General features: G+C 67.8%; 17 protein-coding genes. 3 read left to right on the forward strand and 14 right to left on the reverse strand.

Annotated features, from left to right (window positions below):
* The first annotated feature begins 172 nt into the window (after positions 1-172).
* A complete protein-coding gene (locus tag AC1RMG_RS04360; protein ID WP_019095208.1) occupies positions 173-1,846 on the forward strand; it encodes a nitrite/sulfite reductase in 1,674 nt (557 codons plus the stop codon).
* Positions 1,843-2,337 carry a DUF934 domain-containing protein gene (locus tag AC1RMG_RS04365; protein ID WP_011061127.1) on the forward strand — a complete coding sequence of 165 codons (495 nt, stop codon included), beginning with the start codon at positions 1,843-1,845 and terminating at the stop codon, positions 2,335-2,337. Before AC1RMG_RS04360 ends, AC1RMG_RS04365 begins: the two co-directional genes overlap by 4 nt.
* A 138-nt stretch (positions 2,338-2,475) precedes the next feature.
* Here AC1RMG_RS04365 and AC1RMG_RS04370 read toward each other — a convergent pair whose 3' ends face one another.
* Entirely contained in the window at positions 2,476-4,821 is a 2,346-nt protein-coding gene (locus AC1RMG_RS04370) for a tetratricopeptide repeat protein (protein ID WP_493168472.1), read from the reverse strand.
* A gap of 212 nt (positions 4,822-5,033) precedes the next feature.
* On the opposite strand from AC1RMG_RS04370, the gene AC1RMG_RS04375 reads away from it, so the two are divergent.
* A complete protein-coding gene (locus tag AC1RMG_RS04375) occupies positions 5,034-5,705 on the forward strand; it encodes a DUF3313 domain-containing protein (RefSeq protein WP_493168474.1) in 672 nt (223 codons plus the stop codon).
* A gap of 53 nt (positions 5,706-5,758) precedes the next feature.
* On the opposite strand, the gene AC1RMG_RS04380 is transcribed toward AC1RMG_RS04375, so the two are convergent.
* The 13 genes from AC1RMG_RS04380 to AC1RMG_RS04440 form a co-directional block, all read right to left on the reverse strand.
* Positions 5,759-6,736 (reverse strand): DUF3829 domain-containing protein, encoded by a 978-nt coding sequence (locus AC1RMG_RS04380; RefSeq protein WP_103291175.1) that lies wholly within the window; start codon positions 6,734-6,736, stop codon positions 5,759-5,761.
* Positions 6,733-8,370: a molecular chaperone DnaJ gene (locus tag AC1RMG_RS04385; protein ID WP_493168476.1), complete on the reverse strand. Its 1,638-nt coding sequence runs from the start codon at positions 8,368-8,370 to the stop codon at positions 6,733-6,735. Before AC1RMG_RS04385 ends, AC1RMG_RS04380 begins: the two co-directional genes overlap by 4 nt.
* A gap of 125 nt (positions 8,371-8,495) precedes the next feature.
* Positions 8,496-11,003: a spermidine synthase gene (locus AC1RMG_RS04390; protein WP_493168478.1), complete on the reverse strand. Its 2,508-nt coding sequence runs from the start codon at positions 11,001-11,003 to the stop codon at positions 8,496-8,498.
* A 271-nt stretch (positions 11,004-11,274) separates the two neighbouring features.
* The gene (locus AC1RMG_RS04395; RefSeq protein ID WP_011061132.1) at positions 11,275-12,861 is read right to left on the reverse strand and encodes an arylsulfatase; all 1,587 of its coding nucleotides are present in this window, start codon (positions 12,859-12,861) and stop codon (positions 11,275-11,277) included.
* A gap of 89 nt (positions 12,862-12,950) precedes the next feature.
* On the reverse strand, positions 12,951-13,976 hold the full coding sequence (locus AC1RMG_RS04400) for an HAD family hydrolase (protein ID WP_123430842.1): 1,026 nt from the start codon (positions 13,974-13,976) through the stop codon (positions 12,951-12,953).
* Positions 13,973-15,301, reverse strand: coding sequence for a BatD family protein (locus tag AC1RMG_RS04405; protein WP_493168480.1), 1,329 nt, complete (start codon positions 15,299-15,301; stop codon positions 13,973-13,975). The genes AC1RMG_RS04400 and AC1RMG_RS04405 overlap by 4 nt, the downstream gene beginning before the upstream one ends.
* Positions 15,298-16,890, reverse strand: a complete 1,593-nt coding sequence (locus AC1RMG_RS04410) for a VWA domain-containing protein (RefSeq protein WP_493168482.1) — start codon at positions 16,888-16,890, stop codon at positions 15,298-15,300. Before AC1RMG_RS04410 ends, AC1RMG_RS04405 begins: the two co-directional genes overlap by 4 nt.
* A 1-nt stretch (position 16,891) precedes the next feature.
* Positions 16,892-17,887 (reverse strand): vWA domain-containing protein, encoded by a 996-nt coding sequence (locus AC1RMG_RS04415; protein WP_103408118.1) that lies wholly within the window; start codon positions 17,885-17,887, stop codon positions 16,892-16,894.
* Entirely contained in the window at positions 17,874-18,452 is a 579-nt protein-coding gene (locus AC1RMG_RS04420) for a DUF4381 domain-containing protein (RefSeq protein ID WP_493168485.1), read from the reverse strand. Before AC1RMG_RS04420 ends, AC1RMG_RS04415 begins: the two co-directional genes overlap by 14 nt.
* Positions 18,449-19,399, reverse strand: a complete 951-nt coding sequence (locus AC1RMG_RS04425; protein WP_493168487.1) for a DUF58 domain-containing protein — start codon at positions 19,397-19,399, stop codon at positions 18,449-18,451. The genes AC1RMG_RS04420 and AC1RMG_RS04425 overlap by 4 nt, the downstream gene beginning before the upstream one ends.
* 11 nt (positions 19,400-19,410) lie before the next feature.
* Positions 19,411-20,391, reverse strand: a complete 981-nt coding sequence (locus AC1RMG_RS04430; RefSeq protein ID WP_072441949.1) for an AAA family ATPase — start codon at positions 20,389-20,391, stop codon at positions 19,411-19,413.
* Positions 20,392-20,414: 23 nt separating this feature from the next.
* A complete protein-coding gene (locus AC1RMG_RS04435; RefSeq protein ID WP_185070202.1) occupies positions 20,415-21,005 on the reverse strand; it encodes a hypothetical protein in 591 nt (196 codons plus the stop codon).
* Positions 21,002-21,766, reverse strand: a complete 765-nt coding sequence (locus AC1RMG_RS04440) for a DUF2092 domain-containing protein (protein WP_493168489.1) — start codon at positions 21,764-21,766, stop codon at positions 21,002-21,004. The genes AC1RMG_RS04435 and AC1RMG_RS04440 overlap by 4 nt, the downstream gene beginning before the upstream one ends.
* Positions 21,767-21,773: the final 7 nt, after the last annotated feature.

Raw genomic sequence — 21,773 nt, forward strand, 5'->3', positions numbered from 1 at the left:
AAAACCACATTAATACGGATCAGATTTTCCTCATGCCTACGGTGGTGCAGCCTTGGCTGATATGGTTTTTTAGTTTTTACCTGAATCTGTAACGCTCTGCGCCGTACGCGCATAGTCGCCCCCTCACAACACGCGCCGTTTAGAGCACGATCAGCTTCGATGAGGTAGGGACATGTATCAGTACGACGACTATGACCGGGCCCTGGTGCTTGAGCGGGTGGCGCAGTTTCGCGACCAGGTCGAGCGCTTCATGGGCGGCCAACTGAGCGAGGAGGAGTTCCTGCCCCTGCGCCTGCAGAACGGCCTGTATATGCAGAAGCACGCCTACATGCTGCGGGTGGCGATTCCCTACGGCACCCTCAGCGCCCGTCAGATGCGTACCCTGGCCAGCATCGCCCGGGACTTCGACCGCGGCTACGGCCACTTCACCACCCGGCAGAACCTGCAGTTCAACTGGATCGAGCTGGCCCAGGTGCCGGACATCCTGCAGCGCCTGGCCGAAGTGGAGATGCACGCCATCCAGACTTCCGGCAACTGTGTGCGCAACATCACCACCGAAGCCTTTGCCGGGGTGGCCGGCGACGAATACCTGGACCCGCGCCCCCTGGCGGAGATCCTGCGCCAGTGGTCCACCATCAACCCGGAATTCCTGTTCCTGCCGCGCAAGTTCAAGATCGCCATCTGCTCGGCCAAGCAGGACCGCGCGGCGATCATGATGCATGACATCGGCCTCTATCTTTACCGTGCCCGCAACGGCGAGATGCTCCTGCGGGTGATAGTCGGCGGCGGCCTGGGGCGCACGCCGATCCTCGGCCTGCAGATCCGCGACGGGCTGCCCTGGCAGCACTTGCTGTCCTATGTCGAAGCGGTGCTGCGGGTCTACAACCGCTACGGCCGGCGGGACAACAAGTACAAGGCGCGGATCAAGATCCTGGTCAAGGCCCTGGGCATCGAGGCCTTCGCCAGGGAAGTGGAGGAGGAGTGGCAGCACCTCAGGGACGGCCCGGCGCAGCTCACCGAGGACGAATTCCAGCGGGTGGCCAGCGCCTTTGTGCCGCCGATCTACGAGCGCCTGGCGGACACCGACCTGGAGTACGGCAGCCACCTGGCCGAGTCCCCGGCCTTCGCCCGCTGGGTGGCGCGCAACGTGCACCCGCACAAGGTGCCGGGCTACACCTGCGTGGTGCTGTCGACCAAGCCGGGCCCGGCCTCGCCACCCGGTGACGTCACCGGCCAGCAGATGGAAGCGGTGGCCGACTGGTCCGAGGACTACGGCTTTGGCGAGATCCGCATTGCCCACGAACAGAACATCGTCCTGCCGGATGTGCCCAAGTCGCGCCTGTTCGAGCTTTGGCAGCGGGCCTGCGAGCATGGCCTGGGGACCGCCAACGCCGGGTTGCTGACCGATATCATCGCCTGCCCGGGCGGTGACTTCTGCGCCTTGGCCAACGCCCGTTCGATCCCCATTACCCTGGCCATCCAGCAGCGCTTCGACGACCTGGACTACCTCCACGACCTGGGGGACATCAGCCTGAACATTTCCGGCTGCATGAACGCCTGCGGCCATCACCACATCGGCAATATCGGCATCCTCGGCGTCGACAAGAACGGCAGCGAGTGGTTCCAGGTCACCCTGGGCGGGGCCAAGGGCCGTGACAGCGCCCTGGGCAAGGTGATAGGCCCGTCCTTCAGCGCCGAGGAAATCCCCGAGGTGATCGAACGCATCATCGCCACCTTCGTACGCTACCGGGAAAGCGACGAACCCTTCGTCGAGACCCTGCAGCGCATCGGCCTGGAGCCGTTCAAGGAGCGGGTCTATCCCAAGGCCGTGGAGGCGCTGGCATGAACAACCTGCTGCGTTTGCACGAAGGCGAAGCCCAACGGGTGGAAGACGATGCCTGGAGCCTGGTGCGCGGGGTCGACGACGCATTGCCGGACGGGCCGCTGATTCTGCCCCTGGCCCTGTGGCTGATGCGCCGCATCGAGCATCACCCGGCCCGGGACGGCGTATGGATAGGCCCGGACGACGAGGTGGAAAGCCTCAAGCCCTGGCTCAAGCTGATCCCGCTGATCGCCGTGGACTTCCCCAGCTTTCGTGATGGCCGGGGTTACAGCCAGGCCTACCTGCTGCGCACTCGCCTGGGCTGGATGGGCGAATTGCGAGCGATTGGCGATGTGCTGCGCGACCAGTTGAGCCATATGCGCCAATGCGGTTTCGACAGCTTTGCCGTGCGTGAAGACAAGTGCGCGCTGGACGCACTCAAAGGGTTGGCGGGGATGAGCGTGCTCTATGGCCGCTCGGTGATCGAGCCGCGGCCGCTGTTTCGTCGGCGCTGAAGGTGGCGCGCGGTTGCGCTGGTTAATGTAATTTCTAGAATAAATAGTCGTTTAAAATCAATGGATTAAAGTTGATAGTTAATCCTGTTTGATTGGTTTTGGGGGGCTCGGGTAACCGAGCCCTCCTTGCCACCCTGCCTATTGCAACGCCGGGTCCCCGGGGTTGAGCTGCTTCCATTGCTGCATCAGTGCCTGGGCCTTGGGTTCCTGGCCGCTCTCCAGGTAGTACTGGATCAGGCTCAGGCGCGCATTGCGCTGGGTCGGCTGGCGCTGCAGCAGGGCTTGCAACTGACGGTTGGCAGCGTCCTGCTGGCCACTGTCGTGCAGGGCCACTGCCAGCACATAGGCGTACTGAGCATTCTGCGGTTCCAGCTCGGCGGCCTTTTTCAAGGCGGCCATGGCCCGGGCAGTGTCGCCCCCACGAATCAGGCTCAGGCCCCGGGTGTGCTGCAGCAGCGCCGACTCCGGGTGCTGTTGCAGGGCCTGGGCCAGCAGTTGCTGCGCCTCCTGGCTGCGGCCATTGGCTTCCAGCCACTGCCCCAGGGTCACCAGGGCCGGGAAGAAGTCGCTGTCGCGGCGCAAGGCTGCGCGCAGGTAGGGTTCGACCTCGGCACCGCGCCCGCTGGCCTGGTAGAGCATGGCCAGGTTGAGGTTGGCTTCGGCCCGCTCCACGAGGCTCAACTGCACCGCTTCATATTCGCCAAGGGCTTTGTCCCAGGCCCCTTGAGCCGGGCCCAGGCCACTGCGCGCGGCGCCCAGCAGATCGCGAGCCGCGGTGATCCGCACGGCCTTGACCGGGTCTTGCAGCAGGGGCACCAGCAGCGGGCCACGTTCGGCTGGCGGCACCAGGGCGCTGGTGGCTCGCACCGCGCTTTCGCGCACCTGGGGGTCCGCATGCCCGAGGGCCTGGGTAGCCAGTTGCAGTGCCTGGGCACTGGGATAGTTGGCCAGCTCGGCCAGCAGGGTGGCACGCCGGATCGGTGGCAGATCGCTGCGCTGCAGTTGTTCCTGCAACGCCTGGGCTGCCCCTGGGTGGCCGCCGCGGATCAACCACAGGCTGTCGTCGTAGCGCGGTGGCTGGGGTGGGCTGTTGGCGGTCCATAACTGGAACTGCCGGCTGATGCGTTCGCCGGCCTGTTGCCCCTGGTGGCAGCCCAGGCAGGCATCGGCCGTGCCAAGCTTCTGCGCCCGCAGCGGGTTGGGCAGGCTGAAGCTGTGGTCATGGCGATAGTCATTGCCCATGTAGACCTTGCCCGGCATGTGGCAGTCCACGCATTGCGCACCGGGCTGGCCGGGGGTGTGCCGGTGATGGTCGGGGGAATCGTAATCCTTGGCCTGCAACCCGCGTCCGTCGATGCCGGCTGCCGCGCTCTTGCCGGCGGGGTTGTGGCATTGCAGGCATACGGCGTTGCCCGGGGCCTTGAGCTGGGTGCTGTGGGGGTTGTGGCAATTGCTGCAGCGCACCCCCTTGTCGAACATCTTGCTCTGGGCGAAGGAGCCGTATTCGAATACCTCGTCCTTGATCTTGCCGTCCAGGGCGTACAGCTCCCGGGTCAGGGCGCTGGGCAGGTAGTCATCCATCAGGCGCTGGCCGACGTGGTAGCCGTCGCCCAGGGGCGCGCGCCGCGCGTGGCAGCGGGCGCAGGTCTCGATCTCCTGGGTGGCGCTTGCGGCCTTGAGGTCCACGGCGAAGCCGGCGTTGGCCAGGGTGGCCTTGCTGGCCGTGGCCTGCAGATGGTTGGAGGCCGGGCCGTGACAGGCCTGGCAGCCAACGCCGAGGCTGTTCCAGCGGCTGTCGAAGCGCTCCTGGCTGGCGCTGAAATTGCGCTGGTAGCCGGTGGTGTGGCATTCCACACACATGAAGTTGGCGTTCTGGCTGGGCTTGCTCCAGTGCAGCGGGTTCTTGAAGTTAACGCCCTGGCCCGGATACAGGTGGAACCACTGCTGCTTGCGGGTATCCCAGGCCACGCCCAGGGCTTGCAGGCGTCCCTGGCCGACCTCGATCAGGTATTGCTGCAAGGGCTCAATGCCGAAGGTGTAGGCCACCTTGAAGTCCGCGGGCCTGCCGTCGGCGCCGGGGGTGTTGACCCAGAACTCGGTCCCGCGGCGAAACAACCGGGTGCTTTCGCCTTCGGCCTTGAAACGCTGTTCATTGAAATTGCCCAGCACCGTCTGCGGGTTGGCCTCCTGCATCGCCAGTTGATGGTGCGAGCCTTGCCAGTCCCTGGCCTGGGCCTGGTGGCAGCCCTGGCAGGCCTGTTCATCGACGTACTGGGCGGCCGGTAGCGCCGGCACGGCCTTGGGCTGGGCCGCAGCCACCTGCGGCGCCGCCAGCCGGGGCGGTTCGGCCAGCAGGAACCAGACGAGCCCGCCGAGCACCAGCAGCAACAGCAGGGCGCCGAAGGGGAACAGGTAGCGGTGGGGCGAAGGTGCAGTTGAAGCAGGGGGTGTCGGGCGTGGGTTATTCTTCTTCGGCTTGGGCATTGCGACGTCCGTATCCAGAATGCGGTGCCTTGATCGGCACTCTCAGGCTCGATGGAGCTTTGACGGCAGCTGCCGGTCTGTCAAATCCGGGCTGTGAATCAGCCCGCAAGCCGTGACAAACAACCCGCGCCGGCGGGGCAAAGCGCCGGCTTTTGGCTATACCTTAATTTCCCCTAGCCAGTCCCTGGCTGCTGCACCTACAGGAGTTACACATGAAGCTTGCTCTGACCCTCAGCACGCTGGGCCTTGCCACCCTCGGGATGGTGGGCTGTTCCAGCAAAGTGCCCCAGCCTGACGAGTACTCCGGGTTTCTCAGCGACTACAGCCAGCTCAAGGAAGCCAAGTCGCCCTCCGGCGTGGAGGTGATGCGCTGGATCGATCCCAAGCTCAAGCTGAGCAACTACAGCAGCGTGTACATCGAACCGACCCAGTTCTACCCGCAGCCGCAGCCGACGGCGAAGATCCCCCAGAGCACCCTGACCGCCATCACCCGTTACTACGACCAGGCACTGCAGCGCGAGGTGAGCAAATCCCTGCCACTGGCCACCGGCCCGGGCCCGGGGGTGATCGTGGTGCGCGCGGCGATTACCGCAGTCACCAGCAAGACCGAGGGCCTGAAGCCCTATGAAATCATTCCCGTGGCCCTGGTGGCGGCGGCGGTGAGCACCGCCAGTGGCATCCGCGACCAGGAAACCACCCTGGCCACCGAGGCGGCGTTCCTGGATGGCAGCACCCACGCGGTGATTGCCGAAGTGGTCCGCAAAGGCACCGGCAAGCCCCTGGAAAACGACACCCAGGTGATGCAGGCCAGCGACGTGAAGAACGTCATCGACGGTTGGGCCTATGACATGCACCAGTCCTACCTGCAACTGAAGAAAAAGTGACCGACCGTTGATGGCCGCGGCATCTTGAAAGGTGCCGCGGCCATCGTTCGGTTTCAGTACTGGCTGCGCGCCAGTTTGTTGTAGTGGTAGAGCATCTGGTCGTAACCCTGGGTCACTGCGTGGTAGTCGTCGCTCAGGCGTTGCGGCTCGGCATGTTGCTGCCAGTCGCGGTGCAGGGTGTCCAGCGCCTTGAGGTACTGTTCGCCGGGCTGGGCGATCAGTTGCCAGAGGTACAGCACCTGCTCGGTGTTCTTGTCCGGCTGGCCTGTTTTCAGGTACTGCTGCCGAGCGTCCCAGGTCTGGCGCAACTGCCGGGTGACCTGCGCCAGTTGGTCCGGGGTCAGGCTTTGCTGGCGTACGCCTGCCTCGACAAATTCCACGGTGCTGCGGGCCTGGATCATGTAATCGAGCAATGCCCAATGGGCATTGCGCCCCAGGCGTTGCTCCAGGCGCAGCAGTTGCTGGCTGCGCGGTTCGATATCCAGGGCCGGGAGCAACTGGCGCACGGCATTGGAAGCTTCCAGGTAAGCCTCGCTCTGTTGCGCCAGTTGGCGGGCAAACTCATCCAGTTGCGCCTCGGTCAGGGGCCGCCCGATGCCCATTTTGCGCATGAAGGAATCCTTGGTCAGGGCCGCGAAGGGCCCGAGCACTTGCAGATAGCGCACGGTGGCGGGGAGCAAAGGGCTGTCCGGGGCCAGGACCTGCAACTTGTCGGTGATCCTGCCGGGGCAGTTGAGGCGGTACAGCGCGTCGATGTCCTGGTGGCTGTAGGCATACAGGTCGTAGGCTTCGGGCGCCTTGGCCCGGGGCGCACCCTCGGCCATGAAGGCCTGGTGGGCCAGGCGCCAGGGCACATCCACCTGGTTCATGCAATTGACGATCGGTGCCAGGGCATTGGCCTGGGCGGTGCTCGGGCTGTCCTGGTGGTCCAGCCACAGGTCGAGGCGCCCCAGGGGCTTGCTGGCCCCGGCCAGGCCGACCAGCGTCAACCCCAGAACCAGGCCGATGGGCAGCAACCAATTGGGGTTCATGGCTGCCTCTCCTGGCCGTACCACTGGCGGGCGGTGGCCGGGGCCGCGCAGCCCTCGGCATTGGCGGGCATGCGCGCGCACAGGCGTTCGCTCCATTGCTGCAGGCCCTGGTTGGGGTTGAGCGTGCGCTGGCTGGTGAACAGCTGGAGGCTGCCCAGGCCTGCCACCAGCACCATGCAGCCCAGGCCGATCAACAGCCGCCGGCGCCAGGGAGCGGGTTTTTCCCAGGAAGCCTGGGCCTTGAGTTCGCGGCGCCGCAGGCTCGCCACCCCCAGCAGCACGGCCAGGTAAGTGGCGGCGCTGACCGGGCCGCAGAAATATCCCAGGGCACCGCTGATCAGCAGGGCCGGCAGCAGGTCGCGCAGGACCAGCACCTCACGATCCGGGTCGAGCCAGTGCGGCAGGCGTGCGCCGAGTGCCTGGTCGCGTACCCAGAGGCGGTGAGCCAGAGGCTGCCAGAGCCACCCCAGCAGGGCCCCGGCGCCGGCAAAACAGGTGCTCCAGAACAGCGTCACGCCAATGATTTCCCCCAGGCTGCCGGCTTGCGGCGCATAGCGGGCCACGGCCCCCGCCAGGCAGGCGAGGACAATGCCCAGGTACATGGGCCAGGCGTTGAAAGCGAACTCCCAGTCGCGCCAGAAGAACGGCGTGCCGCCGGGCATGCCGGCCGATACCTCGGGGTGATTGGCGTGCAGCCGCGAGCTCAGTTGGCGGCAGCAGGCCCAGTCATCGGGGCGCAGGCGCCGGGCGAAGTTGCGCCGGCGGGTGAAACTGATGGGCGCCAGCAGCAGGTAGGCGGCGCGCTGTTGCGGGCTGGCCGGCGCCTGGGTGGCCAGGGCCTGCTGGCGGGCAATGAATACCGGTGCTTCGTCACGGGCTTTGAGGCGCTCCCATTCCAGCGCCGGACAGGCGTTGTCCGCACCGTTGTGCCAGCCCTGGCCGGCACACACCGCGGCGAACCCCGGGCTGGACCAGTAGGGGCTGTTGAGCAGCAGCTCCACCAGTTGCAGGTTGAACCACTGGCCCTGGTCCAGGCTGTTCAGCCAGGGCTGCTGCTGGCGTTGCGCGTAGGCCTGGAGCAGAGCCTGGTCGTCGCGCTGGGCCAGGGCGTCCTGCAGGGGCTGCAAGAGCTTTTCCTGGCACTGTTCCAGCAATGCATCGATCAGGTACTCCGGCAGTTCCAGGCGCTGCCAGGCGCTGAGCCAGTGGAACGTGGCAAAGGCCCAGGCCAGCAGCTGTTGCGATTGGTCCGGGCGTTCCACGCAGTGGCGCAACAGGCCCAGCTCGAACTCCAGCAGGCAGTCGCTCTGGATCGCCTGCTGATAGCGCAGGTCCAGTTGCTCGATGCGGATGCCCTCCAGCAAGGGGGCGACTCGCTGCGCCGGCGACAGCGGCTTTGGGCCCTGCGGCGCCTGCCCGGCCAGCGGCACCGGATCTTCGTCCGAATGTGGATCCTGCTCCTGCATGCCCAGCCACCGGGCTTGCTCCAGCGCCGATTCATAGGCTTCGCGCAGGCGCTGGAACGCCACCGGGTCTTCATCCGGGCGGGTCTGCTTGAGCAGCCTGGCGTAGTGGCGTTTGATGGTGCGGGTATCGGCGGTGGCCGGCAGGCCGAGCAGGGTCCAGCAACTCATTGGGCGGTACGACTCCATGAAAGACCGCCGCGCCCGGGCAGTGGCGCGCTGAAACTGCGCACCCTACCGGTTTCCTGAAAAAAAGTCCCAGGCCGCATGCAACGGCCCGGGATGGGCGCTTCAGCTCACTGGCCGACGAACCAGCGGTAGTAGGGGTTGCCGCCATCCACCTGGAGCAGTTCGCGGATCTCCCGGGCCCAGGCTTCGCGGTCGCCCTCATAAGCGTGCAGGCTGGCGCGGTAGAACTGCATCAGGTTGCGGCTTTCCTGGTTCATCCGCTGGCGAAACTCGGGGCTGACATTCACCAGCACCGGTGGATGGCGCAGGTTCAGCAGCTCCGGCAGAACCCGGTTGATCTCCCTTGGCCGCACCCAGGGTGCGTACTCGATGCGCGGCCGGTCATCGGTGACCGCCGGGGCATCGCCGGCAAAGCGCTGCAGGCCGTCGCGGTCGCTGACCCAGGTGGCCAGCAGCGCCTGGGCGGAATTGACCCCGACTTCCCCCAGGGCGCTGCGCACGCTGTCCTGGGCAAAGCGCCGCTCGATCCTGGCCGCGTCCAGCTCGATGGGGTCCGGGGAACCCACCAGCAGCATCTCGTGGAACTCGCTGGTCCACAGGGTGGCGTAGGGGAAGACCTCGAGGAAGCTCTGCACCAGGGCGCGGGAGTCTTCGGTGTTCTGGGTCGGCAGGGGCAGCCACTGGGCCACCAGGCCCTGGGTGTTGAGGCGCCGCGCGGCCAGTTGGTAGAAGTCCCGGGAGTACAGGTTGACCACCCCGGCAGCGGAGGGCGGCGGCGGTTCCAGGGTGATCAGGTCATAGTTCTGCGGGCTGCGCAGCAGTTCCTGGCGCCCGTCCTGCAGGCGGATCTGAATGCCCGGGTCGCTGGCGGCATTGAAGCTGCCCTGGAACAGCGGCGCGGCTTCCAGTACCGCCGGTAGCAATTCCGCCACCACCCGCTGTTCCAGCCCCGGGTAGCGCAGCAGGGCCCCGGCGGTGATCCCGGTGCCGAAGCCGATCACCAGCGCCGAGCGCGGTTCGCCGTTGTGGATCAGCAGCGGCAGCAGGGCCTGGATGCGCATGTAGCGCAGTGACGGCATGGCATCGCCGGTGTTCGACACGCCCTGGATATACAGGCGATGGAAGCGCCGCTCGGGCTGGCCCTGGGTCACCACCGCCACCGTGGCGCCGCGGCCTTCCTGGTAGAAACTCAGTTCGGCGTGGCGGGCCCCGGGCAGGAGTTGCGCCAGGCGCTGGGGCGGGGTCAGCAGGGCCACGGCCAGGGACAGCAGCCCCAGGGTAACCACCCCCTGGCGCCGGCCCTTGTTCACCCCGGGGCCCTGGCGCACGGCAAGCAGGCCCACCAGCGCTGCGATCAGCGCCAGCAGCCCCAGGGTGCGCACCAGCCCCAGCCAGGGGATCAGCACGAAGCCGCACAGGGCCACGCCAATGATCCCGCCCAGTGTGTTGCAGGCCAGCACGGCGCCAACGTCGCGGCCCACTGCGCGGCCGTCACAGCACAGGCGCAGGGCCAGGGGGAAGGCCGCCCCCAGCAGCAGGGTGGGCACGAACACGATGCACAGCGCGGCCACGGCAAAGCGCCCGCTCATGCCCAGCAGCGGGCTGCCCCCCAGGCTGAGGATGAGGGCTTCGACCTGGGTCTGGGCGAGGATCAGCCAGCGCCCCAGCAGCGCCATTTCCAGCAGGGCCAGCAGCCCGGCACCGGCAATCAGCAGGCCGAACAGGCCCCAGGGGTCACGTACCCGGTCGGCCCGCGAGGCCATCAGGCTACTGCCCAGGAACAGCCCGCCCAGGTAGGTAGCCAGCACTACCGCAAAGGCGTAGGTGCGGGTGCTCATGAACGGCACGATGGACTGCGACCAGACCACCTCGTAGCCCAGGGCCACGCCGCCGGCGAGGCTGTACAGCAGCAGGGCCAGGCGTGCCGGCCGCGGGTTGCGGGCCAGCTTTGCCGGCGCGCTGGCGGGCAGGGCCTGCTGTTGTTGCAGGGCCAGGGCACCGAGGGCCGCCAGCAGGTTCAGCAGCGCGGCGGCCAGGGCGCTGCCGCGCACGCCGAGGGTGGCAATCAGCACAAAGGCGCTGAGCAGGGTGCCGGCAATTGCCCCGGCGGTGTTGGCTGCGTACAGCCTGCCACCGGCGCGGCCCAGTTGCCCCGGGTCGGCCGCCAGGGCTCGCACCAGCACCGGCAGGGTGCCGCCCATCAGCACCGCCGGGGCGCCCACCAGCAGCAGTGGCAGGCCCCAGGCCAGCAGGCCCAGGTGCAGGGCCAGTTCAGCGAAGGGTGCGGCGGCGCCGGCCAGGGCCAGGGTCGCGCCCACGGCCGTCAGCGCCACCAGCAATTCCAGCAGCGCGTACAGGCGCCAGGGATTGGCCACCCGGTCGGCCAGGCGGCCGAACAGCCAGCCGCCCAGGGCCAGCCCGGCGAAGAAGGCGCTGATACCAGTGGTGATGGCATAGACCTCGACCCCCACCACCAGGGACAGTTGCTTGATCCACAGCACCTGGAAGATCAGCGCCGCAGCGCCGGAGACGAATAACAGCAGTGCCGGAAACCACTGCGCGCGGGTATCGAGGCTGTGGCTGGCAAGGTGTGGCCGCGAGAGGGGAGAACTCATGTTCCATGGCCTTATGCAGAAATCGAAATGCCCTACGGATGGGCAGGTGCCGGAGTCCCGGCGAATGCGGACTCAAGCGTAGTACAAGACTGGCGGACGTCTTCGTCGGCAAGCCGACTCCTACAGGGAATGTGCGTACCCGCCCGTAGGAGCTGGCTTGCCAGCGAAGGCGTTGGCGAGGATGACGCAGGGCTTGCGGGCCTCTTCGTCGGCAAGCCGACGCCTGCTGTGTGGGGGGGAGAGGCCGCCCGGTGGGCCGGGCGGCGTCGGGTCATTGGGCCGGTTGAGCCTTCATTTTCTCGGCGATCTTGGCATCCACCGCGGCGCGGATCTGGTCGATGCTGAAGCTCGCCGGTTTCTGGCTCGGTGGGTATTCGATGAAGGTCTCGAGGAACTTCGCCGACTTGGTCACCGCCACCCCGGCCAGGTAGACGTTCTTGGTGTTCCAGTCATAGAACTGGTCGGACACCACGTCCGCCCGCTCGTAGGGGTCCATCCGCAAGTTGAGGATCTTCGGTACCCGCAGGCATACGAACGGCTCGCTCCAGACCCTGAACCCGCCGGGCTGGCGCTGCTCGCAGAACACCACTTTCCAGTTGTCGAAGCGCATCGACACCAGCACCCCGTCATCGTTGAAGTAGTAGAACTCGTGGCGTTCCCCCTTGGGCTGCTGGCCGGTCAGGTAGGGCAACTGGTTGAAGCCGTCCAGGTGCACCTTGAAGCTGGCGCCACCAGTGGTGGGGGCCCAGCCCTTGAGCAGCTTGTCCTTGACCCCGCTGTCGCCGGCCGCCGCCAGCAGGGTGGGGAACCAGTCGAGCCCCGAGAACATCTCGTTGGAGACTTCCCCGGCCTTGACCTTGCCCGGCCAGCGAACCATCGCCGGCACCCGGTAGGCGCCTTCCCAGTTGGAGTTCTTCTCGTTGCGAAATGGCGTGGTCGCTGCATCCGGCCAGGAGAACTGGTTGGGCCCGTTGTCGGTGGTGTAGACGACGATGGTGTTGTCGGCAATCTTCAGGTCGTCGAGGGTCTTGAGCAGTTTGCCCACATCGTTGTCGTGCTCGACCATGCCGTCGGCGTATTCGTTGCCGGGCATGCCGCTCTGGCCCGCCATGGACTCGCGCACATGGGTGAACACGTGCATGCGCGTGGTGTTCATCCAGACGAAGAACGGCTTGTCGGCCTTGGCCTGCTTCTCGATGAAGGCCTGGGCGGCGGCGGTGGTTTCGTCGTCGATGGTCTCCATGCGTTTCTTGGTCAGGGCGCCGGTGTCCTCGATCTTGCCGTCGGCAAAACTGTGGATCACCCCGCGTGGTGAGTTGGCCTTGACGAAGTCCGGGTCGTCCTTGGGCCAGTAGGGGCGCTCGGGCTCCTCTTCGGCGTTGAGGTGGTAGAGGTTGCCGAAGAACTCGTCGAAACCGTGGGCGGTGGGCAGGTACTCATCCCGGTCGCCCAGGTGGTTCTTGCCGAACTGGCCGGTGGCGTAGCCCTGGGACTTCAGCGCCTGGGCGATGGTGATGTCGCGTTTTTGCAGGCCCACCGGGGCCCCGGGGATGCCCACCTTGGACAGCCCGGTGCGCAGCGGCGTCTGCCCGGTAATAAAGGAAGAGCGCCCGGCGGTGCAGCTGTTCTCCGCGTAGTAGTCGGTGAACAGCATGCCTTCCTTGGCGATGCGGTCGATGTTCGGTGTCTTGTAGCCGACCACGCCCATGGAATAGGCGCTGATATTGGTCTGGCCGATATCGTCGCCGAAGATCACCAGGATATTGGGTTTCTCTGCCGCCCCGGCAGTTGCCGAGAACGCCATCACCGCGGTCGCCACCAGGGCGGCCTTGGGTAGCCACTTGCGTATGCGAGTCATCTGACTTGCTCCTTTTTCGGGTTCGCTCGCCTGGGGCGAGCCACGTTGAGTGCTGTCCTGCCTTGCGTCTGTTGTTGCTTCTCCTGTGGTCATTGCGCTTGCTCGGGTGCCAGGGGCTCGAAGGGGTAGATCCGCCGCCATTCGGCGGCCATGTCCACCAGCGTCCAGCCGTGCTGCTGTGCTTGATCCAGGGCCTGGTCCAGGCGCCCGACCTGGGACTTGCGGTCGTAGGCCCACTCGCGCGCTGCGTCGGTGTGGTGCACCAGGGCCATGAACCGCTTGCCACTGCCGGCGGCGGTCCACTGCAGCATCTGCAGGTCGCCGTCGGAGTTGCCGAAGGCCAGCAGCGGGCGCCGGCCGATGATCCCGTCGATGCTTTCCGGCTTGCCCGGGCCGTCGTCGTTGTGGGCCAGCTTGGCGGTGCGCAGGATCGACGGCTGGCCGTCCTGGAACTGCCACTGGGTGACGAAGTTGCTGCCGATCACCTGTTCCGGCGGGATGCCGTAGGCGCTTTCGGCGAAGGCGCGCATGAAGGCGGTGTCGCCGCCGGAGACGATGTAGGTCTTGAAATCCTGGCTGCGCAGGTAGTCGAGCATTTCCAGCATGGGCTGGTAGATCATCTGGTTGAACGGCCGCCCGGTCTTCGGGTGGCGGGCCTCGGCCAGCCAGCGCCGGGCATTGTCGATAAAGGCCTCGCTGCTGATGCCGGTATGGGTGGCGCCGATGATCTGCAGCAGGCCGTGCATGCCGCTGGCGGCCAGGGCCTGGTGATCACCTTCGAGCACGGCCTGGAACGGCTGGCGGGTCTTCCACTCGGGGTGCTGGGGCGCCAGGCGCTTGATTTCGTCGAAGGCGAACAGCACCTCGAAATAGGCCGGCTGCTCGCTCCACAGGGTGCCGTCGTTGTCGAACACGGCAATGCGCTCGGCGGGTTTCACGTAGTCCGGGCCGCCCTGGGTGGTCACCGCCTGGACGAAGGCGAGAATGCCCTGCTTGCTCGGGCCGTCCTTCCACGAGGGCAAGGGGTCGCTGTTGGCCAGGGCCAGCAGCGGGGCGGCCAGCAACAGCAGCAGGAGGGGCAGGTGGCGCACGCGCCAGGGGGCTGGAAGTGTCATGGGAAATCCTTCTCGTGACGGGGGTTGAGGGGGCGCAGGCCGTGGCCTTGAGGAGGGGCTTGCGGCGTACCTTCGGCGTGCAGCGCCGGCAGCGCCTGGCGCAGTTGCTCCAGGGCCGCGCCGGCGTGGGGCGCCGGGCCATAGCAGGCCTGCAGCAGGGCGCGCAGGCGCGGGCCCAGGCTGGCCAGATCGAGGCGGCCGCTGCTGCGCCGACACCACAGGTACAGGGCACCCAGTTGCGGCGGCTGCTGCTTGAGCTGGCCCGGCACCTGTTCCCAGGCCCAGGCGGCAGAGCGCTCCCAGGCGGCCTGGCGGGCGGCCCGCCAGTGTTGCCAGGCCTGCTGCCCGCGTTGCCACCAGGGGCGGCCCAGGTACAGCGCCACAACGCCCAGCGCCAGCAGCAGGGCCAGGCCGACCAGGTACTGGGAAATGCGCCAGGGGTTTTGCCGGCCCAGGGCCTGGAGATCGTCGCGGATGGAAAACACCGGTTGATAGCGGCTGGCGGCCGTGGCCTCGAAACTCAAGGCCGGCAACTCGCTGACCTGGGCCCGATGCGCCTGGCTGTTCCACCATTTGATCCGCAGCGCCGGCAGTTGGTAGTGCCCGGGGCGCTGGATCCTGTAACTCAGGCGATCGATGCGCTGGCCACCGCTGATATGCCCGCGACCGTCATCCAGGTTGCTGATGCGCGGGGCCACCGGGTAGGCCTCCAGGCCGGCCACGGCGGCCGTGTGCGGCGGCGGCAGGGACAACCCCGGCGGGCCGTCGGCCTGCAGGGTCAGTTCGCGGACCAGGGTGTCGCCCACCGCCGCTGGTGTCGTGGACAAGCGCAGGGTCTGGGTCAGGCGCAGATCATCGGCCACCAGCACCGTTTCCCCCGGGGCGAAGCCCGGCGGCTGGCTGGCGCTGAAGGCCAGGGGCGGGGTCTGCGCCGACTGTTCGGCGCTGGCCTGGGCCGGGGTGGCGCGCACCACCAGGGGCGGGATCTGGAACGAGCGGGCCTGTTGCGGGGTGATCCGGTAGCGGTAGCGCATGCCGAAGAACGGCTGCCCGTCGAGGGTCTGGTTCAAGTGCTCGGCTTCGCCGTCGGGTGCCAGCACCAGGGCCCCGGGCAGTTGCAGCTCCGGCAGGGTCGCGGCCTGGGTGAACCAGGTATTGGTCAGCACATCGACCTGCAACTGCAGGGTTTGCCCGACCATCACCGAGGTATCGGGCTGCAACTGGGCCTGCACCCGCAACTGCGGCTCTGCCGCCAGCGCCTGCCAGCCCCAGAGCATCAGCCCAAGCGCCATTGCCCACAGCCCTCTCAGCGCTACAGGGTTCATGGCGTCACCTGCGGCGTGGTGTTGTCGAGATCCTGCAGGCTGAACTTCTGCCGCAGGAACGCCGCCGGGGAGGTGCTGAGGTTCTGCAGCCAAAGCTCGTCGCTGGCGGCCTGCTGGGTCTCGACCTTCTTGCTCTGGCCCTTGCCCGCAGGCTTGTCGAACTTGATGGCATCGGGCTTGACCTCGGGGGCGTTCTGCTGCGCGCTCTCGGTGTCTTTTTTCAGCGCCTGGGCCAGGGCCAGGTTGGCGCGGGCCTCGGCAAACCGGGGCTGCAACTTCAGGGCTTGCTGATAGGCGGCGATGGCCTCGTCGAACTTGAAGCGCCGCACATGGATATTGCCCAGGTAGAAATACGCCGCGGCGCTGTCCAGGCGGGCGAAGCTGGCCAGGGCCAGATCGAAGTCCGCCGCTTTATAAGCCGCGATGCCTTTCCAGTAGGGGTCGGTGAACAGCGCGGCGGCGGCCGGGTAGTGGCCGTGTTCGAAGGCCCAGCGGCCTTGCTGGTCGGCGCTGAAGAAGGCGTCGGCCAAGGTATTGGCCCGGGCCGTCGGCGCTTGCAGGCTCAAGCCCAGGCCCAGCAGCAGGGCACCCAGCCAGTTCAGGCTCCAGCCGCGGCGCACGCAGCAGAACGCCAACAGCAGCAGTGGCCAGCACAGCCAGTAGCCGGCGTCTTTCCATTGCAGTTGCCGGTCGGGGGCGCTGGCCGCGGTGAAATGCTGCTGGGCATGCAACTGCACCCAGTCCAGGTCGTCGTCATTCAGGGTCAGGCTGCCCAAGGGCGCGTCGCTGGCGGCTGCCAGTTGCTTGAGCGCGGCGCTGTCGAAACGCCCCAGTTGCGGGCGGCCGTCACTGTCGGTGAGCGGCTGGCCGCTGGCGTCGCGGATGATCCCGCCGTCGCTGCTGCCGGCCGCGAGGATCAGTACCTGCAAGGGGCTGTCGGCCAGTTGCTGTTTGATCGCCGCCAATTGCGAGGTGTCGGCGCCGTCGCTGATCAGCAGCAGGCTGCCGGGGCTGTGCTCGGCCTGGAGCAGGCGCTGGGCTTGCCGGATCACCCCCAGCACATCCTTGCCCGGGCGCTGGATCAGATCGCTGCCCAGGGCCTGGATGAAGCTGTCGAGCAAGGCCGGGTCGTCGCTGGCCGGCAGTACCAGGTGGGCGCTGCCGGCGTAGGCGATCAGCCCGGTGCGGGCGCCACGGCGTTGCTGCACCAGTTGCTGCAGCTTGTGCTTGGCGGCCTCCAGGCGGCTGGGCGGCAGGTCGCTGGCGTTCATCGAGGGGGACAGGTCGAGGGCGATGATCAGCGGTGCGCGGTTGTGCAGGAAATCCGGGCGGTCCTGTTCCCAGGTGGGGCCGGCAGCGGCCAGGGCGCCCAGCACCAGCAGCGCGCTGAGCAGATGCACCGGCCGCAGGCGCTGGGAGTCCTGCGGGGTGACCAGCAGGTGCGTCAGCAGGTGTGGGGCAATGGTGCCCCGCAGGCGGGCCTGCAGGTCATGCCGGCGCTGCCAGAGCCAGGGCAGCAAGGCCCCGGGAATGATCAGCAGCAGCCACAGTGGGCGCAGGAGGTGCAGGTCGCTGAGGTTGATCTGCATTTCAGGCCTCCTGCGGGCGAACCCGGCTCGGGCGCAGGCGCGGCGCCAGCCAGGCCAGCAGGTGATACAGCACCAGCAGGCCCAGGGCCGCGCCCAGGGGCCAATGGAACAAATCGCGCTTGGGCTGGTGGCGCAGGGTCTGCACTTGATGGGGGGTGAGGCGGTCGAGGGTGGCGTAGACCTGGTCCAGGGCGCTGCGGTCCTCGGCGCGGAAGTAGCGGCCACCGGTGGTCCGGGCGATCTGCTCCAGGGCCGACAGGTCGACCTTGGCTTCACCTTCGGCGCTGGGGTCCCCGATGCCGATGGTATGGATCACTACGCCTCTGGCTGCGGCCATGGCGGCGGCGTGTTGTGGGGTGATGGCGCTGCTGGTGTCGTTGCCGTCGGTGAGCAGGATCAGCACTTTTTCTGGTTCATTGGCCTGTTCCAGCAGCTTGAGCGCCAGGCCGATGGCGTCGCCAATCGCGGTGTTGGGCCCGGCCATGCCGATCCCGCTGTCTTCGAGCAGCAGGCTCAGGCTGGCGTGGTCCAGGGTCAGGGGCGCCTGGGCAAAGGCGCCGCTGCCGAACACGATCAGCCCCAGGCGATCGTCCTTGCGCCGCTGGATAAAGCCCTGGACCACTTCTTTCACTGCGCTCAGACGGTCGATCCGCTGGCCGTTGGCGTCGTTGAAATCCTGGGTCTGCATCGATTGCGAGAGGTCGATGGCGAGCATCAGGTCGCGTACCGGCCGCTGCTGTTCGAGGGGAGGCTCGACCCACACCGGCCGCGCCACCGCCAGCACCAGCAGGGCCCAGACCAGCAGGTTGAGCAGCAACTGCCCGCGGTTGCGGCGGCTGCCGGACGGTTGCGGCGCCTGGCCGACCGCGCGGCTCATGGCGGCGAAGAACGGCACCCGCACCGCGCTGCGGGCCTCGCGGTAGGCGGGCAGCCAGCGGTAGCCGAACCAGGGCAGCGGCAGCAGGAGCAACAGCCAGGGAGAGTCAAGCTGCCACATGATGCTGCTCCACCCAGGTGCGGCACTGCTCGAACAGCTGTTGTTGCTGTGCGGGCGACATGGCCTGCAATTGCGCCTGGGGCGCGTAGGCCAGCAGGGCCAGTTGCTGGCTGAAGTCATCGGGCAGCGGTAGCGGGCAATGCTGTTGCAGAAAGGCCTGCCAATCCGCCCCTCGCAGCCCCGCCACCCCCCGCGGGCCTGCAGGCGCTGGCTTGCCCGTGAAAGCGCGGGTGGCTGTGGCAAGGGCTTCCCCGGCAAGCCGGCGCCCACGGGATGCGTGGGGGGCGGGGGGCATGGACAGGGCCACGCGCTTGAGCAGTTCGGGCAAGGCGCGCAGGGCATGGATGCGCTCGTCGCTGGCTTGCAGCCGGGCCAGTTGTGCCAGCGCTTCGCGCCGATAGGCATCCCGGCGCCAGCGCCAGTAGCGCCGGGCGCCCCAGGCCAGGGCGCCGAGCAGCAGCAGGGCCAGCAGCACGGCCCAGCCCCAGGTCTGCGGCAGGTAGGCGGGCGGTGGTGGCAGGGGCATTTCCTGCAACTGGTCGATGCTGGGGAGGGTCGGGTTCATCGCCGCGGCGTTCCCAGCCTGCCCAGCTCGCTGCGCAGTTGTCCCAGGGCCTCCTGGGCCGTGCTGAACATCATCAGCGGTACCTGGCTGCGGCGCAGCAGGCTGGCCACGTCCTTGAGCCGGCCACTGAGGAAGTCCCCCAGGGGCCGGTGCACCTGGCGCTGCTCCACCGCCAGTTCCACTTGCAGTTGGCCCTGGGTCACCAGCAGCCGGCCGTTGTGCGGCAGTTCCAGGGCCAGGGGGTCGTAGACCTGCAGGGCGATCACGTCGTTGTGCCGGGCCAGTTGGCGCAGGTACTGCAGGGTGCGCGGGCTGGTGCCGGCGAAGTCGCTGACGATACAGACCAGATGGTCGTGGGCGGCGAGGTTCAGGCATTGCTGCAGCACCCGGTCCAACTGCGCGTCGCCCTCATGGTCGGGGTTGCCGGCGTGCAGTTGCTGGTTGTGCTGGACGATCCGGCTGCACAGGGCTTCCACCCGCTTGCGGCTACGCAGCGGGGCGAGGCTGTCGATGCCCTGGTCGTTGAACACCAGGCCGCCGATCCGGTCACCGGCCTGGAACACCATCCACGCCGCCAGCGCCGCCAGTTCTGCGGCCAGGGCCGACTTGAAGGCCCGCCGCGAGCCGAAGAACATCGACATGCGCTGGTCCACCAGGATCAGTGCCGGGCGGTCGCGCTCTTCGGTGAAGGTACGCACCACCGCCTTGCCGGTGCGCAAGGTGGCGCGCCAGTCCAGGTGACGCAGATCGTCGCCGGGCTGGTAGCGGCGCAGTTCGTCGAAGTTCAGGCCGCGCCCGCGCAGGCGCGAGGCGTGGTTGCCGGCGAGGATGCTGGCTTGTGGCTGGCGGGCGACAAAACTCAGGGAACGGGCCTGGAACTCCAGGGCCATCAGCTGGCTCAGGGCGACATAGACCTGCCCGTCGGCTTCGTGCAGTGGCGTTGCCATGGCGGTTCTCCTCAGGCCGGGATGGCCACGCTGTCGAGCAGCAGGTCCAGCACCTGGTCGGCGCCGACGCCGTCGGCCACCGCGTCGTAGCTCAGTTGCAGGCGGTGGCGCAGCACCGGGTGCAGCACCCTGCGCACGTTGTCCGGGCTGACGAAATCCTCGCCCTGCAACCAGGCATCGGCGCGGGCGCAGCGGTCCAGGCCGATGCCGCCCCGGGGGCTGGCGCCGATGGCGATCCAGCGCCCCAGGTCCGGGTGATAGTCGGCGGGGTGGCGGGTGGCGTTGACCAGGTCGATCAGGTAGCGGTCGATGGCCGGGGCCACGGCCACCGCGCCGACTTCGCGACGGGCATCGAAGATCACCTGCTGGGACAAGGCAAAGCCCGGCACCCCGGGCGTGGCGCTGCCCAGGGCCTGTTCCTCGGCGCGCAGCAGGCGCAGCACCTGGCTTTCGTCCTCGGGCTGGGGGTAGTCCAGCAGCACCTTCATCAGGAAGCGGTCCATCTGCGCTTCCGGCAGGGGGTAGGTGCCTTCCTGCTCGATGGGGTTCTGGGTCGCCAGGACGATGAACAGCTCGGGCAGGGCATGGCTGGTGCCGGCCACGGTGATCTGCCGTTCCTCCATGGCTTCCAGCAGCGCTGCCTGGACCTTGGCCGGAGCGCGGTTGATCTCGTCCGCCAGGATCAGGTTGCCGAACAGCGGCCCGGGCTGGAAGCGGATCTGGTTCTGCCCCTGTTCCTGGTGCAGCACTTCGGCGCCGGTGATGTCCGAGGGCAGCAGGTCGGGGGTGAACTGGATGCGCCGCATGCTGGCTTCCAGGTGCCGGGCCAGGGCCTTGACCGTGCGGGTCTTGGCCAGCCCGGGCAGGCTTTCCAGCAGCAGGTGGCCGTTGCCCAGCAGGCCGATGACGATCTGCCGGATCACCGCTTCCTGGCCCAGCACCGCTTCGCTGATGCTGGCTTGCAGGGCCTGTATATCGTTACGTGCGCTCATGCTCGGTTCCTTGTGCATAGCCATTACCAGGGGGCCGCCACGACCACGTAGCGCAGGCTGCCGCCGATGTATTGCGGCTGGTACCAGGTGTTGCCGCAGTGTTGGTAGGCCACGCCGCTGGCCACCACCGAAACGCAGTCCGGCGGCACGCTGTCGACCTGGGTGCCGATGGCGAATGCCGCGGCGGTGGTGGCGCCGACCACCGCCGCTGCGGCCCAGGGGTGGTACCAGTCGTCGCCGTGATCGGGTGGTGGTGGCGGTGGCCCGGGCGGCCCCGGATAAGGCTGGGGCCCTGGCCCTGGATAGGGGTGTGGCTCAGGGCCCGGGCCGGGATAAGGATGCGGGCCGGGCCCTGGTCCTGGCCCGGGATGGGGCTGCGGATAGGGATGGGGCTCGGGATGCGGCCCCGGTTGCGGTGGCTGGGGCATGGGGTGCGGCATCGGCCGCGGCTGGGGCATGGGCCTCGGCGCCGGGCCGCCCCCACCCCCACCGTGGGGCACGACGAAGGTGCGGGCACCGCCGCCACCGCCGCGCAATTGCCAGGCCTGGGCCGCGGACACTTGCAGCAGGCCAAGGGTCAGGACGCTGTACAGCAACCAGTGATTGCGCTTCATGGCTGTACCTCCCCCTGTGCTGCGCTGCGCTCCAGGCGCCGCAATGGCACCTGCGTGGCGCCGGCCGGGGGCTTGAAGGCGAAGCTTGCGGCACTTGGCGCCGACTTGAGTTGCCAGCGGTAATCGACACTGTGGCGCGGCTGCTCGGGGCTGTCGCGGCGGCTGATGACCAGGCGGCAGGGCAAGGGCCGGGGCCCTTCGCGCAGCCACAGCTGCCAGTCGATGTCGCTCTGGCGGAAGGCGTAGTGGGCGCAACGCTGGTCGCCCAGGGTCTCGCTGGCGATGTACAGCGCCGACGTCAGGCCGACCTTCTGCGCGGTGTCGGCGTCCCAGCGGAACAGGTCCGCCAGGGGCAGTTCGATGCCGTAGTTGTCGCTCAGGCGCTGTACCAGAGCGTCGATGCTGGCGGGCGCCGGGGCTCGGGCATAGTAGGGGCCGCGGCTGTCGTAGAGGGTGAAGGCTTCGCCGTCGTAGTACAGGCTGCGCCGCGCGCCCTGGCTTTCGACACTGACCCGCAGCCTGTCGGGTCGCTGGGCCAGCAGTTCGGTGTGGTGGCGAAACTCCACGGCCTGGCCGCTTTCCAGCAACTGGTCGGTGACGCTGTCGGCCTGGATCGCGAACTCGCGCAGGCTGCGCAGGTAGCTGCCCATCTGCTGCAGGGCGCCGAGGGCACGAGGTTCCAGCTCATCGGCGGCGTGCAGCGGGGCACCGGCCCAGAGCAGGCCGAGCAGGGCGACAAGGACCCTTGGATAAGGCGGCATGGCGCAC

The organism is Pseudomonas sp. GW822-FHT04H02 (assembly GCF_058800645.1).

Bases quoted from the DNA above. Each gene is read 5' to 3' on its own strand.
- AC1RMG_RS04400 (WP_123430842.1), bottom strand. From the start codon at position 13,976: ATGACACTTCCAGCCCCCTGGCGCGTGCGCCACCTGCCCCTCCTGCTG.
- AC1RMG_RS04405 (WP_493168480.1), bottom strand. From the start codon at position 15,301: ATGAACCCTGTAGCGCTGAGAGGGCTGTGGGCAATGGCGCTTGGGCTG.
- AC1RMG_RS04375 (WP_493168474.1), top strand. From the start codon at position 5,034: ATGAAGCTTGCTCTGACCCTCAGCACGCTGGGCCTTGCCACCCTCGGG.
- AC1RMG_RS04395 (WP_011061132.1), bottom strand. From the start codon at position 12,861: ATGACTCGCATACGCAAGTGGCTACCCAAGGCCGCCCTGGTGGCGACC.
- AC1RMG_RS04365 (WP_011061127.1), top strand. From the start codon at position 1,843: ATGAACAACCTGCTGCGTTTGCACGAAGGCGAAGCCCAACGGGTGGAA.
- AC1RMG_RS04430 (WP_072441949.1), bottom strand. From the start codon at position 20,391: ATGAGCGCACGTAACGATATACAGGCCCTGCAAGCCAGCATCAGCGAA.
- AC1RMG_RS04410 (WP_493168482.1), bottom strand. From the start codon at position 16,890: ATGCAGATCAACCTCAGCGACCTGCACCTCCTGCGCCCACTGTGGCTG.
- AC1RMG_RS04435 (WP_185070202.1), bottom strand. From the start codon at position 21,005: ATGAAGCGCAATCACTGGTTGCTGTACAGCGTCCTGACCCTTGGCCTG.
- AC1RMG_RS04370 (WP_493168472.1), bottom strand. From the start codon at position 4,821: ATGCCCAAGCCGAAGAAGAATAACCCACGCCCGACACCCCCTGCTTCA.
- AC1RMG_RS04380 (WP_103291175.1), bottom strand. From the start codon at position 6,736: ATGAACCCCAATTGGTTGCTGCCCATCGGCCTGGTTCTGGGGTTGACG.
- AC1RMG_RS04420 (WP_493168485.1), bottom strand. From the start codon at position 18,452: ATGAACCCGACCCTCCCCAGCATCGACCAGTTGCAGGAAATGCCCCTG.
- AC1RMG_RS04425 (WP_493168487.1), bottom strand. From the start codon at position 19,399: ATGGCAACGCCACTGCACGAAGCCGACGGGCAGGTCTATGTCGCCCTG.
- AC1RMG_RS04440 (WP_493168489.1), bottom strand. From the start codon at position 21,766: ATGCCGCCTTATCCAAGGGTCCTTGTCGCCCTGCTCGGCCTGCTCTGG.
- AC1RMG_RS04385 (WP_493168476.1), bottom strand. From the start codon at position 8,370: ATGAGTTGCTGGACCCTGCTCGGCCTGCCGGCCACCGCCGATACCCGC.
- AC1RMG_RS04415 (WP_103408118.1), bottom strand. From the start codon at position 17,887: ATGTGGCAGCTTGACTCTCCCTGGCTGTTGCTCCTGCTGCCGCTGCCC.
- AC1RMG_RS04390 (WP_493168478.1), bottom strand. From the start codon at position 11,003: ATGAGTTCTCCCCTCTCGCGGCCACACCTTGCCAGCCACAGCCTCGAT.
- AC1RMG_RS04360 (WP_019095208.1), top strand. From the start codon at position 173: ATGTATCAGTACGACGACTATGACCGGGCCCTGGTGCTTGAGCGGGTG.